This is a genomic window from Luteimonas sp. A649 (genome assembly GCF_054072735.1).
The window spans coordinates 820,307-834,003 of record NZ_JBSVRQ010000001.1; the positions used below are offsets into that span (position 1 = coordinate 820,307).

Genomic DNA, 13,697 nt, shown 5'->3' on the forward strand with positions numbered 1-13,697 from the left:
GAGAGGACCCATGGACGCGAGACTTGCCGCCTTGCTTGTGTTCACCGCGCTGTCGCCCGGCTGCGCCGAATCCGCCCCGCCGCCGACGACCGTAACGGCCACGGGCCACGCGGCCATCGGGGCCACAGTCGGTGGCGGTGGAGGCGGCATCCGGATCGAACAGGTCGTCAGGGAAGGCCTGCGGTTTCCCACTGCGGTGGCCAGCCCGCGCGACGGCAGCGGGCGCATGTTCGTGCTCGAGCGCGAAGGCCGCATCCGCGTGCTCGACCGCGACGGCACTCTCCTGCCGGATCCGTACTACACGCGTGCCGTGAGAACCGAAGACATCGAGGAGGGGCTGCTCGGGCTCGCCTTCGATCCGGCGTTCCGCGATAACGGCCGGATGTACATCGCCTACAGCGGCGCGATCGAGGGTGAACGCTACGGCCTGGTGCTGCACAGGCTGCAGGCATCCGATCCGTCCGCCAACCGCTTCGACGGCAAGGAGCATCTGCTGATGCGGGTGGGGGGGCTGGTCGGCAACCACAATGGCGGCGACATCCACTTTGGCCCCGACGGCATGCTGTACTGGGCGATCGGCGCCGGTACCGGCGAACCGGCGGATCATGTCCACGCATCGAAGACCGACAACCTGCTCGGCAAGATCCTGCGGATCGACGTGCGCGATGGCGCTGCCGGGGCAGGGAACGCCTGCGGCGAGAAGGGCCGCGCGCCTTATGCGGTGCCCGCTGACAATCCGTTTGCCGGACAGCGGGGCGAGTGCGGGGAAATCCTGGTCCATGGCCTGCGCAACCCGTGGCGCTTCGGCATAGACGCATCCAACGGCAACCTGTGGATCGGCGATGTCGGCAAGGATCGCGAAGAGATCAGCCTGGTCCCCGCGGCCGCCGGCGGGAACCTGGGCTATCCCGCGTGCCAGGGCAGTCATGCCTATCCCTCAACGGGCGCATCCGACTGTCCGGAGAAAACAGGGACCATCGCGCCGGTGTACGACTACGATCGCGGCGTCAACGACCGCTGTGCGGTCACGGGCGGCCTCGTGTACCGCGGCGCGCTTCCGGGTCTCAAGGGGGCGTACGTGTTCTCGGATTCGTGCTCGAGCGAACTCCTGGTCGGCAGGATGTCCGAGGGCGGCACGCTCGAGGTTGAATCCATCGCCAGCGGCATCGCGCCCGGTTACGGCACCGTGGCGTCGTTTGGCGAGGGCGAGGACAACGAGGTGTGGTTCGTCAACCACGAGAACGGGGGGTTGTACCGCATCCGCGGCGCGGACTGAACGTCGCGGCCGGACTCAGGCGGCGAGCCGTCGTCGCGGCGCGCGGAACAGGTGCAGCGCCAGCCAGTCCGGACGGAAGCGCCCCAGGCGATCGATGATGCCCGACTGCTCGAAGCCGAGGCGGCCGAGCAGCCATGACGGCCTGTCGTCGATGGCGTTCATCACCGGGTTGCTGGTGAAGGCGAGTTCATAGCCGGCGGCCTGCGTTCGCGCCAGCACGGCGTCGTCGTAGCGGCCGTGTGGATAGGACATCGTCACCGGTGCCCCGGTGCCGAGGTGATCGCCGACCATGCGGCGCGCGGTCGCGAGTTCGGCATCGAGGTCCTCGGCGCGCGGCATGGGCGTGTGGGTCTTGCCGTGCACGCCGATGGCGACGCCACCGGCCGCCAGCTCGCGCAACTCGTCAGCCGTCACCATCTGGCGCACGCCGTCATCCATGGCATCGGCGAACGGTGCGAGCACCTGCGTCCGCTCCGACGGCGACAGCGCTTCAAGGGCGGCGATGACTTTGCGCAGGCCGTCGATCGAATCCACGGGAGCCGGAGACAGACGATGTCCGGCATCGGCCAGCGCCGACAGCAGGGCCGGCACGCGGACGCGCCCGAGTCGGAAGGCGGCGACCAGCCGCTCCTGGAAGAAGGGTTCGTTGCGGTCGATGACGTCGGCCACCGCGAACAGCAGCGCCGGCAGGCCGGCCGCGCGGAGGCGGGGCAGGGCGTGCGCGTGGTTGTCGGCCCAGCCGTCGTCGAAGGTGATCAGCAGGGCGCGGTCGGGCAGCGGCGTGCCGTCGCGCCGCGACGCCAGCACCTCGTCTGCGGAGACCACGTTGTAGTGCCGGCCGAAGAAGGCCAGGCAGCGCTCGAGCAGGCCGGCTTCCAGGGTGTAGTCGGGGTCGCAGGATGCCCAGCGCGGATCCTGCTCGGTCAGCACGCGATGGAACATGATCACCGTCAGCGCACGGCGGTTGCGCAGCCGGTGGTACAGCCCCAGCAGGCCGCTGCGATAGAGTGCACGCTTGACCAGATCCGTCGCCATGGCCGACATCCCCGAAACCTCCGTCATCATACCGACCTGGAACCGGCGCGACCTGATCGCACGGGCCATCGATTCGGTGCTTGCGCAGACGCGTGCGGTCGAGGAGATCATCGTCGTCGACGACGGCTCCAGCGACGGCACGCGCGAATACCTCGCCGATCGCTACGGGAAACGCATCGTCTACGTGTACCAGGACAACGCAGGGGTCTCGGCGGCCCGCAACCGCGGCCTCGCACTTGCACGCGGACGCTACCTGGCACTGCTCGACAGCGACGACGAATGGCTGCCGGAAAAGACGCAGCGCCAGGTTGAATTCCTCGAGGCCCATCCGGACATCGGCATGGTGCTGTGCAATGTCCTCCGCGTGAATCCGGACGGCTCGCTCATCGACGTGTTCGACCGGCGACGGCAGATTCCCGACGACGGACCGGCGCTGCGCTGGGTGCTGCGCGACCCTGCGCTGGCTCCGCTCTCGGTGTTGATGAGGCGCGAGGTGTACGACACCGTCGGCGGCTTCGACGAGGGCCTGCGTACCGCCGAAGACCTGGACTTCCACCTGCGCGTCGCCGCGCGGTGGCCGATCGGTGTTGTCGCCGCGCCGCTGGCCCGGGCACTGCGAGGACATGATGGACTCTCTTCGCTGCCGTCCACGGAAGTCGACTACATCCGGGTGATGGAGCGTGCGGCCGAGGCCGCCATCGGTCGGGTTCCCGAAGATCTGCGCAGGCAGGCGCTGGCGACCGCCTACATCAAGAACGCGGAGAGCTGCGTCTGGCGCGGGTGCTATCGTGATGGCTGGTCGCTTGTACGCAAGGCGTGGGCGCTGGGGCCGGACGGCGCGCTGCGGCGACGACTGTTCCGCCTGTTGCCGAGCGCCGGCAAGCGGACCCTGCGCTCGCTGCTACCGCGGTGACCACGCCGCGGGCCCCTGGTCCGCCTCAGCGCACTCCTCGCCCGAAGATCACCACTTCAAACGTCTGCACGAGGATCAGCAGATCGAACAGCAGGTTGTGGTTCTTGACGTAGAACAGGTCGTACTTCAGCTTCTCTTCCGCATCCTGCTTCGACGCCCCGTAGGCGTAGCGCAGCTGCGCCCAGCCCGCGAGCCCGGGACGCACGCAGTGGCGCAGGCGGTAGTAGCGCACCGAGTCGTCGAGCTCCGACACGAACTCGGGCCGCTCGGGCCGCGGGCCGACGATGCTCATGTCGCCCCTGAGGATGTTCCACAGCTGCGGCAGCTCATCCAGCCGCGTGCGCCGGATGAACCGTCCAACGCGCGTGATGCGATTGTCGCCCTTGCCCGCCCACCGGGCGACGCCGTCCTTCTCCGCGTCGGTGCGCATGCTGCGGAACTTGACCAGCTGGAACGCGGTGCCGAGCAGGCCCACCCGCTCCTGGCGGTACAGGATCGGCTGTCCCGGGCCGGAGTCGATCCAGATGGCGGCCGCCGTGAGGAGCAGGAGCGGCCAGATCACCGCGAACATCGCGACCGCGACGAAGATGTCGAACGCGCGCTTGCTGAGCATGCGTAACGGGGAGCCGTTGAAACCACCTGAAAATACCAGCCAGGACGGATCCGCGAGGGCGAGCTTGATCTTGCCCGCTTCGCGTTCGAAGAATGACACCAGGTCGATGATCTTGATGCCGACCTGCCTGCATTGCAGCAGGTCTTCCATGGGCAGGGAGCCGCGCCGGTCATCCGGGCCGAACACGATTTCGTCGATCTGGTGGGCCACCGCCCATTGCGACAGGGGGACGCCGATCGTGAGTATCTTGTCGGCATCCACTGCAGGGCTTTCGGGTCCGTAGGGCACGTAGCCGATGAGACTGAAGCCACGGCGGTCGGCGCGGCGGCGCAAGCGCTGCTCGATCAGCGCGGCCCGCTGTCCTGCACCGATCACCAGCACGCGCTGTTTCAGCGTCTCGACATCGACCAGGCGTGCGGACAGGAAGCGGAATGCGGTGATCAGCAGGAAGCCGAGGGTCAGTGCCAGCGCCAGGACACCGCGGCCTATCTGCACCGTCGGGACGATGTAGTAGAGCACCAGCAGGGCCAGCGTACCCAGCAGGAATGCGACCGCCTGGCGTGCGACCGCACCGAACCAGGTGTCCCGCAGATGGGTCTGGTACATGCCCATGGCGGTCATGCCGAGCATCATCATTGCGGCGAACACGCCTGCCCGCACGGCCTGCAGGGAGAGCGTGGCGTAGGTCTGCAATGGATCGGGGTGCGCGATGTAGCGCAGGTACACGGCCAGGAAGACCGCACAGATGAGCAGCGTCGCTTCGGACAGCACGATCAGCGTGCGCAAGCGTGCGGCGGTGCCGCGCATCAGCCGCGGCATGCGGCCAGCCTGGGCACCCTCTGCCAGCGGCATGGTGTGCGGCAGACTCTTGGATTCTCCCCTGGCCATTTCCCCCCCTGCGTCGAACCGGAACCGGATGAACGGGGACGCTCGGCCTGCACTGCGTGTGCAGCCCATTTCGTCCCTCGTCCATATCGAACGCGAACTGCTGTCCAATCCGGACCGGCCCCGCCGGGATTCCGGAAGGCGGAGGCGTGGCACGGACAAGAAAGCCCAGGCGTGGTGGCCCGGGCTGGTTGCGTGAGCCCCTAGGTCGGGGGAGGAAGGAGCGGCCTTGATCCGTGGCGGATGTCGGGCCCGTTGCCATGGGTCTGCTTCCAGTGGCGCATGAGCGCGTGCAGGGCCTGCGGCTGGTTGACCGGGGCCGGCTCGCCGGCCTGGTTGCGGCTGTTCTCCCCGTGGCAGCCGGCACAGGTCCGGATCTCGCCAGGTTGCATGGTGAGCCACACGCGCTCGCGCACGACCGGCTCTCCATCGGGATCGACCGTCTGCCAGCTCAGTGCGCGCCGTGCGGGCACGAAGGCGGCGGTGGACCCGTCGGCGGCGATCCTGACGCTGCCCGCCGGGCCTCCGGGATTCGCCAGGTTGCCCGGCACCGACATCGGCTGCGCGACCGGGCGGCGCCCGTTGATGTTGTTGCCGTAGGCGCGCACCAGGTTCGCCTGCACGATCTGGTAGTGCGCGATGTCGTAGACCCGGCCGCTGCCGCGGGTCGTGCTTTCACCCCCGGGGACCCGCAGGTTGTATGGCTGCTGGGTATCAGCGCGGTCGCGGCTGGTCTGGTTGCGGGTCACGATCAGGGCCAGGTCGTTGTTCAGCAGCCAGGCGCGCAAGGCTTCCACGTTGATGCCCTCGGCGGCGAGGACCGCGCGCTCGGGCGCGGGGATCTCGGGGAGGGCCGTCGCCGGCGGAGGCGTCCGCGCCACCACCTCTACGGCCTCGATCTCCCAGAGGTGGCCGCTGTACACGCGTGGCGACGCACTGTCCGTCCACCACGAGACCGTCTTGTTGATCCCGGGCGTCAGCGCGGTGCCGGCGACGAACATGCCCGCTGCGTTGGCCTGGAGCTGGTGCAGCCGCAGCGACGAGGAGCCGCCGAACGTCGCGTCCGGCGTGTAGCTGGCCACCATGTCCCCCGAGGTCAGCGGCAAGGGGTTGCGGAAGCGGCCTCCCGGCAGGCCGCCGGTGACGGGCGCGGGGCTGGCGTTGGTGATCACCATCTGCTCGGCGTTGAGCGTCGGTGCGCCGTTGAAGCGCACGATCTGGTTGGTGCTGCCCTCCGCGAATTCACGGGCGTAGATGCCGTAGTAGGTGCCGGGCGAAAGCGGGTCTTCGCGGATGTGATAGATGCCGCCGTCCATGCGGATGTGCTTGCGGTTGGCGAAGTTGGCGAGGTTGACGTTGTCCGACAGCGCGCTGTCGTCCATGAATGCGCGCGGCAGGTAGGTGTAGTCACCCACCAGCTCGTGGCGACCGATGTGGTTGAGCGTCAGCTCGTGAGTGCCGTCCTGCATCATCTGCCAGGGCGTGAAAAGGTTGTAGGTATGCCCCGTGACCCGCCCGTATGGGCCGTTGTTCTGCTGCCTGCGTTCCGGGAACGTGTCGCGGAACAGGCCGAGCCTGGTGGCGTTGGATGCCTCGCTGGAATAGTTGAACGGGTCGAAGGTGTAGCCGAGGTCGATCGAGCCATCCTGCTGCTGGTCATGCTGCAGGTGGTCCCAGCGCGTGGAGATGACGCGGCCGTAGCTGTCGATGGTCGGGCTGAAGACCCCGCTGGGGGCGTGGTTGAGGATGGTCAGGCTGCCCGTGGACGGATCGAGGCGGAAGATGCCGGTGATGGTCGGCGTGCTTTCGTATTCGTCCAGGTTCGGATAAAGGTGGGCTTCCCCGAGGCGTGGGCGGTCCGACGTGAACAGGATGGCGCCGTCGCTCGTATAGAGCGGCGAAACGTTGTTGTAGTTGGCCGGCTGCCCGGCGACCTTGGTAACGCTGGCCGTCTGGTTCTGCCCGAGGCCGGTGACCTCGTACAGCTGCCACTTCCCGCTGGTCGACCCGTAGCGCTGCGTGGGCGCGCCGATCACCATGCTGAAGATGGCGCGGGTGCCGCTCCAGTGGACCGTCGGCTCGCGCACTGCGATGGCGTTCGCACCCTGCAGGCCTTCCATGCCGTAGCCGGCATCCCGGGTCAGGTTGCGCAGCGTGCCGTTGGCGTAGCGGATCATCAGGTCGCCGCCGCGCAGCGTCGAGTTCATGGTCGGCAGGTGGTTCGCAAACGTGGACAGTCGGCTGGCGAACGGGTCGCCGCCCAGCGTGGGAACCTGGGTGACGAACAGGATGGGGTTCGTGACGGCACTGGTGATGACGGGGGCGCCTGCCATCGAAGGTGGAGGTGGCGCGGGAGCCGTGGCTCGGGTCACGCCGGCTTGCGGCGGTTCATCGGATGATGCGGTGTCTGGTTGGAGTTGGGCCGAACAGCCGGCCAGGGTTAAGAGCAGGCCGGCCAGTGCCGGCAGGCATAAAACGCGGAAAACGGGTGTCATGGGGAAGTCCTTCCGGAACGCCTGGGGCCGCCTGCGCGGAGATAAGTCGGCGGCGTCCCTGTCTTCCTCCCGATCGAAAGTGGCCGGCCCGGGCCGTGGTCGCGGCGCGGGTGGACTCCCTCGAACGTGTCGTCTTTCCCCTGACAAGACGGCGCGGAGCATGGGCGACAGGAGCGTCGTCCCGCGAACTACACGCTGAATGCGGCCCGGGAGTCAAGCGCTGGGTGGGAATATCGTGATGTGGCCTCGGGAAACACCGTGTCGAGCGGGGTGGGTTCGGACACGCCACGACCCGGTCCGGGCGGTCGCATCATCCCGTGGGCGACGATGACGCCGGCGTGCCTCAGCGGTTGCGATAGGTCACGGTCAGGTACCACACGTTCTGGCGGCTGTTCCCGACCGGCCCGTCATCGCGCCGCGCGTAGTGCACATAGTCCAGTGCACTGCTCCAGTGGCGCGACCACGTCTTGCCCACGCCGAGGCCGAAGCGCCTGTCTTCCGTCCGCTGGCCCAGGTCCGGGAATTCCGTACGCGCGGCATCCGCGAACGTGCGCAGGTCCCAGGTCGGCGCGAGTCGGTAAGTCAGCTGCATCACCACGCCGCGACGGGTCTCGTCGACGGAAGGCGCATCGATGAAATCGACGCGCTCGTAATAGGGTCCTACGGTGAATCCGACCCGGTCGTGGCGGTAGGCCCACGTGAGCTCGATCCGGTCTTCCTCATAGATCGATGGATCGACCACGAAGGATCCGCCGGACAGGCTGTCTGGCACGGTCGAGGCAACGGAGATACCTCCGATCGCCGAATCCGACGCATCCGTCAGCTGGTGTTCGGCGCTGAGCGACAGGGCGGTACGCGCGCTGATCGCCCACTCGGCATGGGCGCGGAAGAGCGGATGCGAGGTGGAATCGCCGTCTGCGTAATCGACCCATGTGTAGCCCGCGATCAAGCCGAAACCCAGGCGCGAGAGCTGCCTGTCGTAGCGCATGTAGCCGTCATAACGACGATAGTCGCGGGCCATCGTGTCGTTCCTGAAGTCGACGTCCTGGCCGCGCAGGCTCAGCGTCAGGCTGCTGGTCGGATCCAGGGTGCGGATGGCGTGCAGTGCGGCGCTGACCCGCTGCGACTCGAGCGCATCGGCTTCCTCGGCCTGGCTGTCGATCCAGCGCAGCTCGGCCCGCCCGCGAACCGCCTGGTTCCAGTTGAAATCCACGTTGGGCCCAAGCGCCAGCACGTTCACCCGCTGGCGGTTGTCGACCGTGTCGGCCGCGAACCGGTCGATCGGCCGCATCTCGAGGCTGTTCTCGACCGTGAAGCTGAGCGTTTCAGGAAGGATGGACCAGTTCAGGCGGCCGGAGAGAGTGGATTCGAAGGCGTTGGACTGGGGGCCGTCGATGTAGTTCCAGTATTCGAGGCGGCCACCGAAATTGGCCTGGACGGTCGAGCTCTCCTGCGTGACCACGAATCCGAAGCCCGCGCGCAGTGCGCTCGATTCCTCGGGGTCGGTGGATGACATGAGGATATTGTCATTGCGCTCGACGCCGGCATCGAGCGAATAGTCGATGCGGACCGCGTGCGCATGGAAGGACGCCGTGGCAAGGATCGCCGCGCACAAGGCTGAAAGGCGGGTCCTGCGGGTTCTCATGGTGTCGCCTCCGTCACGCGGGACCGGTCAGTAGATGTTGTTGAACACGACGCCCGCGAGCTTGTCGGGATCGAAGTTCGAGGCGGCGTCCTCGATGCGGTCCACCGTGACCTGCCCGTACCCGGCCACCACGATGATCAGGTCGGCGAGGTCGGACAGGATCCTGGCATCGGGCGAGTCCAGCGTCGGCGGGCCGTCCAGGATCACATACCGGTTGGACTGGGTGCCGCGCAGGGAGTCGATCATCATGCGCATGTTGCCGGAGCTGAAATACTCGCCTGTCGTTTCGCGCGGCGTGCCGCTCGGAACCAGGCACAGCCTCGGCAGCCTCGTGTCGTACTGGATGGCGCCGAGGTCGGTGATGCTGCCATCGAGGTAGTCCATCATCCCGCCGCTGGCGACATCGACGCCCAGCGCCGTGTGTTGCGTCGGATGCAGGGCGTCGCAGTCGACGAGCAGCGCGGACTTGGTGTCGTCGAAGGCGAACGCCGCCGCGAGGTTGCGCGCGACGAAGCTGCCGCCGCAGCCGGGCTGCACGGGTGCGACCAGGGTGATGAAGTTGCGATCCTGGCCGAGCGCGAGCAGCTTGGTGCGCAGGCCGCGGAAGGCGTCCGCCTGCGAGCGCACGGAATCGTTGCGGTGGATCAGCTTGCGATCCTCGAGCGCGCGCGATGTCAGCGGCTGAAGGCCCGAGTCGGTGCGGATGATGGAGCGGGAGCCCGCTTCATCCGGCGCCGGAGTGTCCAGCGCATCACGACGTGCATTCACGATCTGCTCCATGGCATTGGGTGTGGTGGCTCTGGTGTCGCTCATCCGTGGGACATCTTCTGGACATAGGTCAGCAGGTACAGCAGCAGTACCGACAGCACCAGCATGGTGCCGATGCCGACGTTGAGCAGCTGCCTGCGGCGCTCGCGCGGCGACGGGTAGGCCGGAATAGTCGCCAGCAGCGGGTAGCGGATCTTCGATTCAAGCAGCCGGGGGTTGCGCACGCGCGGATCGAAGCGCACCAGCAGCCAGAGCAGGCCCAGCGGCACGGCGATCGCCATCAGCAACCCGGCGCCGGCGATATGCATGAAGCGCAGGCCGGTCGGCAGCAGCGGCATCGTCGCCGGATCCTGCACGCGCAGCGTCAGGCCGCGGTTCGCCTGGTCGAGCCCCATCGAGACGCGGGCGTTCTCGCGGCGGCGCAGCAGGTCCTGGTAGATCTCGCGATTGACCTCGTAGTCCCGGGTCAGCTCCGCGAGCGCGCTTTCCGATGCGGCGATCCGGCGGCTGCGGTCGAGCTCGCCGCTGAGCAGGCTTTCCGCGACGGCCATCCGCGAGCGCGTCGCCACCACGTCGCGCTGTGCCTGCGCGAGCTGGCTGCGCAGCTCCTGGTACAGCGGGTTTGCACGGGAGTCCTCGCTGGCGGAGCTGGCCACCCCCGACGCGGCGCGACGGCGCTCCTGCTCGAGCTGGCGCTGCACGTCTTCCATCTGGTGCCGCACACGGACGACGTCGGGGTGGCGGTCGGTGAAGGTCAGCAGCAGCCGATCGAGTTCGGCCTGGAGTTCGATGAGGCGGCTCCGATGCAGGGTCTCGCGCGTCTGTACCGAGGTGACCGCGGATTCACCCGACAGCTGCGAGGTGATGGAGGATTCGCGCGACTCCTGCTCGAGCAGCGCCATGCGCGTCTGTTCCACTTGCGTGCGCAGGGCGGAAATCCGCGAGTTGGCGTCGACCGCACTGCCGGGCTGCGCATCGATGTCGTTGGCCCGGTACTCCTGCAGGTTGTCTTCGGCATCGGTGAGCTTGCGGTGGTATGCCTGCACCTGCTTGTCGATGAACTCGTAGGCCTCCCGGCTCTCGCGTTCCTTGGTGGCCAGTGTTTCCCTCATGAACAGCGAACCCATGGCATCGGCTACTTGATACGCGCGCTCCGGTTCGTTGTCGCGATAGGTGATCTGGACCAGGTCGGGGCGCGGGCTGGTGACCAGGGTGCGTCCGCGGATTTCTTCCAACAGGCGGTCCCTCTGCACCGGGCTCAGCTCGCCCTCGCTGTCCCAGCCGCCGATCGCGACGACTTCCGACAGGACCTTCCGGCTGTAGATGATCTGGCGCGCCATGCCGACGCGATCGGTCACGCCGGTCGGGACGGCACGGCCTTCGAGCAGCGGCCCGATGATGTCGCTTTCCTGCGCGAGGATCGTGACCGAGACCTGGTACTGGCTCCGGATGACGAACATGCCCAGCAGGAACGTCAGCACCGCGATCACGGTGAAAATGAGCGACAGGGGAATGACGCGCCGGCGTCCTTCCTTGAACAGGAGCCTGGCATAGTCGATCGGAAGGACATCCGGGGTGGCGGCCCCCTGGCTGGGGGACCGCTGTGGAACGGGCAGTGTGTTCGGCTGCATCAGAACGCGCGCTCCGGCACGGTGATGACGTCGCCGGGTGCGACCGTGAAGTTGGTCGACAGGTCACCGCGGTTGATGATCCGGTCCAGGCGGATGGCATAGCTCCGGGTTTCGCCGCCGGTCTTCCGGTACAGGCTGGAGCGGTCCGACGCTGCGAACTCGTTGACGCCGCCCGCCGCCAGGACCGCGTCGAGCACGGTCATGCCCTGCCGGTGGGGGATCGAGACCGGCTGGCGCACGGCCCCCGTCACCCGCACCCGCGAGAGGTACTCGTGGCTGCGAAGGTCGGTGAGGATGACCGCGACCTGGGGATCACGGACGAAGGTGCCCAGCTTCTCCTGGATGTCGGTCGCCACCTGGCTCGGCGTGAGTCCGCCCGCCATCACGTCGCCGACCAGCGGGACTGAGATCTTGCCGTCCGGTCGCACCGGCACGACGATCCCGAGTTCCGGGTTGCGCCAGACGGTGACCTGCACCACATCGTCGACGCCGATCGCGTAGTCCTGTACCGAGGCCTGCTGCGGCGCCGGTGGCGCCTCGGCCAGCCCGCCACCGCTGGCGCATGCGGCCAGCGCGACAAAAAGCAGCACCGCGATCACTTGCCTGAACATGCGCATCTGGGGTCCCCGTTTGTTGACGATGCCATGTACAACGTAGAACGGTCGTCGCATGGGTCACGCGGAACGCGATCATCGATGTCCGCGGCAGTGGCCTCGGGTGATGGATAATGGTGCCCTCATCCGGGGACGGGACTCGCATGCGCATTCTGGTCTTCGGCGGTACCGGCTACATCGGCAGCCATACCTGCGTGGTGCTGGCCGGGCGCGGGCACGAGCTGGTGGTTGCCGACAACTTCAGCAACAGTTCGCCGGGTGTGCTTGGACGGCTGCAGCGCATCATCGGCGCGCCGGTGGAATTCCAGCAGGTGGACCTGCGCAGTCGCGAGGACGTGCACAGGCTGCTGGCCGGGGGGCGCTTCGACGCGGTCGTGCACTTCGCGGCGCTGAAGGCCGTGGGCGAATCCTGCGAGCGGCCGCTGGACTACTTCGACAACAACATCGCCGGCACCATCCACCTGCTGCAGGCGATGCAGGCGGCTGGTGTGAACAGGCTGGTGTTCAGTTCATCCGCCACGGTCTATGGCGATCCCGAGCAGGTCCCGGTACGCGAAGACGCCGCGCTCGACGTCACCAACCCCTACGGGCGCACGAAGCTGGTGATGGAGCAGCTGATCGGGGACCTGTGCACGGCCGAGCCCGCATTCAGGGCCGCGCTCCTGCGCTACTTCAATCCCGTTGGTTCCCATGAGTCCGGGCTGATCGGCGAGGACCCGCGTGGCGTCCCCAACAACCTGATGCCCTACATCTGCCAAGTGGCGGTGGGGCTGCGCCCGAAGCTCAGCGTGTTCGGCGGCGACTGGCCGACGGTGGACGGCACCGGCGTGCGCGACTACATCCATGTCATGGACCTGGCGCGTGCGCACGCCGACGCGATCGACGCGCTGGAGCGCCGGGAGCACGGCTTCACCGTCAACCTCGGCACGGGGCGGGGCGTGAGCGTGCTGCAGCTGGTGCAGGCATTCGAGCGCGCGTCCGGGCGCTCCGTGCCCTGCGACATCGTCGCGCGCCGGACCGGCGACGTGGCCGAGGTCTACGCCGATCCGTCGCTGGCGCAAGAGCTGCTGGGCTGGCGGGCGGAGCATGATATCGATGCCATGTGCCGCGATGCGTGGCGCTGGCAGTCGCGCAACCCGCGCGGTTACGAGGACGACACTCCGGCGCCTCCCGCCGTTTAGAGCAGGCTGCCCTGCGTCGGACCGTAGTCCAGGCGCCCGTCGACCACCCGCGCCGCGGAGGAGTACGGGTGCGGCGACGCCTTGCCGGCCGCGAGGATGTGCAACACCTCCAGGCCGCGCAGTTTCAGCACGTCCGAGATCAGCGCGCGGTGGCAGCGCCACCAGACCGCTTCGGCGCACATCAGGGCCGTGCGCTTCCGGGCGGCCAGGGCCAGGGCGATGCCCAGGCCTTCGGCGAATTCCGGACTCTCGAGATGATCGGCATAGCCCTGGAAGGACGCATTGCGCCAGCCGGTGTTGATCGAACCCGGCACGACGCGGCGGCGTCCGCCAAGCTGCGGGATCCATGCGTACTCGATGCCGGCGGCAGGCAGGCTGGTGGCCAGCGCTTCGCTGGCGAACCAGGGATGGCGACGTGAGCCGGGGAAGCGGCGCACGTCGGCGATCGCCCCGACGCGATGCTCCGCAAGCAGGGCAAGGAATTCTTCGAAGGGGCGCGTGGAGTGGCCGATCGTCCAGATCGCCTGCGCGCTGTCGCCTTCAGCGGCCACGGCGCCCGCTTCTCCCCGCAGTTCCCCGCAGGCGATCGAGACAGATGACGATCCGGGTATCCATGCCGGCGCAGGGTAGGGCCGAGGTGG

General features: G+C 67.8%; 11 protein-coding genes. 3 read left to right on the plus strand and 8 right to left on the minus strand.

Annotated features, from left to right (window positions below; all coding sequences use genetic code 11):
* The first annotated feature begins 10 nt into the window (after positions 1-10).
* Positions 11-1,276 (plus strand): PQQ-dependent sugar dehydrogenase, encoded by a 1,266-nt coding sequence (locus ACW5E8_RS03890; protein ID WP_456964170.1) that lies wholly within the window; start codon positions 11-13, stop codon positions 1,274-1,276.
* Positions 1,277-1,291: 15 nt separating this feature from the next.
* Here ACW5E8_RS03890 and ACW5E8_RS03895 read toward each other — a convergent pair whose 3' ends face one another.
* Entirely contained in the window at positions 1,292-2,311 is a 1,020-nt protein-coding gene (locus ACW5E8_RS03895; protein ID WP_456964171.1) for a polysaccharide deacetylase family protein, read from the minus strand.
* On the opposite strand from ACW5E8_RS03895, the gene ACW5E8_RS03900 reads away from it, so the two are divergent.
* On the plus strand, positions 2,292-3,224 hold the full coding sequence (locus tag ACW5E8_RS03900; protein ID WP_456964172.1) for a glycosyltransferase: 933 nt from the start codon (positions 2,292-2,294) through the stop codon (positions 3,222-3,224). The genes ACW5E8_RS03895 and ACW5E8_RS03900 overlap by 20 nt on opposite strands.
* A gap of 25 nt (positions 3,225-3,249) precedes the next feature.
* Here ACW5E8_RS03900 and ACW5E8_RS03905 read toward each other — a convergent pair whose 3' ends face one another.
* The 6 genes from ACW5E8_RS03905 to ACW5E8_RS03930 form a co-directional block, all read right to left on the minus strand.
* A complete protein-coding gene (locus ACW5E8_RS03905) occupies positions 3,250-4,689 on the minus strand; it encodes a TIGR03013 family XrtA/PEP-CTERM system glycosyltransferase (RefSeq protein WP_456964173.1) in 1,440 nt (479 codons plus the stop codon).
* Positions 4,690-4,925: 236 nt separating this feature from the next.
* Complete coding sequence (locus tag ACW5E8_RS03910) at positions 4,926-7,055, minus strand: HzsA-related protein (RefSeq protein WP_456964174.1); 2,130 nt, start codon at positions 7,053-7,055, stop codon at positions 4,926-4,928.
* 505 nt (positions 7,056-7,560) lie between these two features.
* Positions 7,561-8,862, minus strand: a complete 1,302-nt coding sequence (locus tag ACW5E8_RS03915) for a hypothetical protein (RefSeq protein WP_456964175.1) — start codon at positions 8,860-8,862, stop codon at positions 7,561-7,563.
* A 27-nt stretch (positions 8,863-8,889) separates the two neighbouring features.
* Positions 8,890-9,675 (minus strand): polysaccharide biosynthesis protein, encoded by a 786-nt coding sequence (locus ACW5E8_RS03920; RefSeq protein ID WP_456964176.1) that lies wholly within the window; start codon positions 9,673-9,675, stop codon positions 8,890-8,892.
* On the minus strand, positions 9,672-11,261 hold the full coding sequence (locus ACW5E8_RS03925) for an XrtA system polysaccharide chain length determinant (protein ID WP_456964177.1): 1,590 nt from the start codon (positions 11,259-11,261) through the stop codon (positions 9,672-9,674). The genes ACW5E8_RS03920 and ACW5E8_RS03925 overlap by 4 nt, the downstream gene beginning before the upstream one ends.
* Entirely contained in the window at positions 11,261-11,878 is a 618-nt protein-coding gene (locus ACW5E8_RS03930; RefSeq protein ID WP_456964178.1) for an XrtA/PEP-CTERM system exopolysaccharide export protein, read from the minus strand. Before ACW5E8_RS03930 ends, ACW5E8_RS03925 begins: the two co-directional genes overlap by 1 nt.
* A gap of 140 nt (positions 11,879-12,018) precedes the next feature.
* Between ACW5E8_RS03930 and galE the strand changes: the two genes are divergently transcribed.
* Positions 12,019-13,056 carry a UDP-glucose 4-epimerase GalE gene (gene galE, locus ACW5E8_RS03935; RefSeq protein WP_456964179.1) on the plus strand — a complete coding sequence of 346 codons (1,038 nt, stop codon included), beginning with the start codon at positions 12,019-12,021 and terminating at the stop codon, positions 13,054-13,056.
* Here the strand turns inward: galE and ACW5E8_RS03940 are convergent.
* Complete coding sequence (locus ACW5E8_RS03940) at positions 13,053-13,607, minus strand: DUF488 domain-containing protein (RefSeq protein WP_456964180.1); 555 nt, start codon at positions 13,605-13,607, stop codon at positions 13,053-13,055. The two genes, galE and ACW5E8_RS03940, sit on opposite strands and share 4 nt — an antisense overlap.
* Positions 13,608-13,697: the final 90 nt, after the last annotated feature.

Bases quoted from the DNA above. Each gene is read 5' to 3' on its own strand.
- ACW5E8_RS03890 (WP_456964170.1), top strand. From the start codon at position 11: ATGGACGCGAGACTTGCCGCCTTGCTTGTGTTCACCGCGCTGTCGCCC.
- ACW5E8_RS03895 (WP_456964171.1), bottom strand. From the start codon at position 2,311: ATGGCGACGGATCTGGTCAAGCGTGCACTCTATCGCAGCGGCCTGCTG.
- ACW5E8_RS03905 (WP_456964173.1), bottom strand. From the start codon at position 4,689: ATGCCGCTGGCAGAGGGTGCCCAGGCTGGCCGCATGCCGCGGCTGATG.
- ACW5E8_RS03910 (WP_456964174.1), bottom strand. From the start codon at position 7,055: ATGGCAGGCGCCCCCGTCATCACCAGTGCCGTCACGAACCCCATCCTG.
- ACW5E8_RS03915 (WP_456964175.1), bottom strand. From the start codon at position 8,862: ATGAGAACCCGCAGGACCCGCCTTTCAGCCTTGTGCGCGGCGATCCTT.
- ACW5E8_RS03920 (WP_456964176.1), bottom strand. From the start codon at position 9,675: ATGAGCGACACCAGAGCCACCACACCCAATGCCATGGAGCAGATCGTG.
- ACW5E8_RS03925 (WP_456964177.1), bottom strand. From the start codon at position 11,261: ATGCAGCCGAACACACTGCCCGTTCCACAGCGGTCCCCCAGCCAGGGG.
- ACW5E8_RS03930 (WP_456964178.1), bottom strand. From the start codon at position 11,878: ATGCGCATGTTCAGGCAAGTGATCGCGGTGCTGCTTTTTGTCGCGCTG.
- galE (WP_456964179.1), top strand. From the start codon at position 12,019: ATGCGCATTCTGGTCTTCGGCGGTACCGGCTACATCGGCAGCCATACC.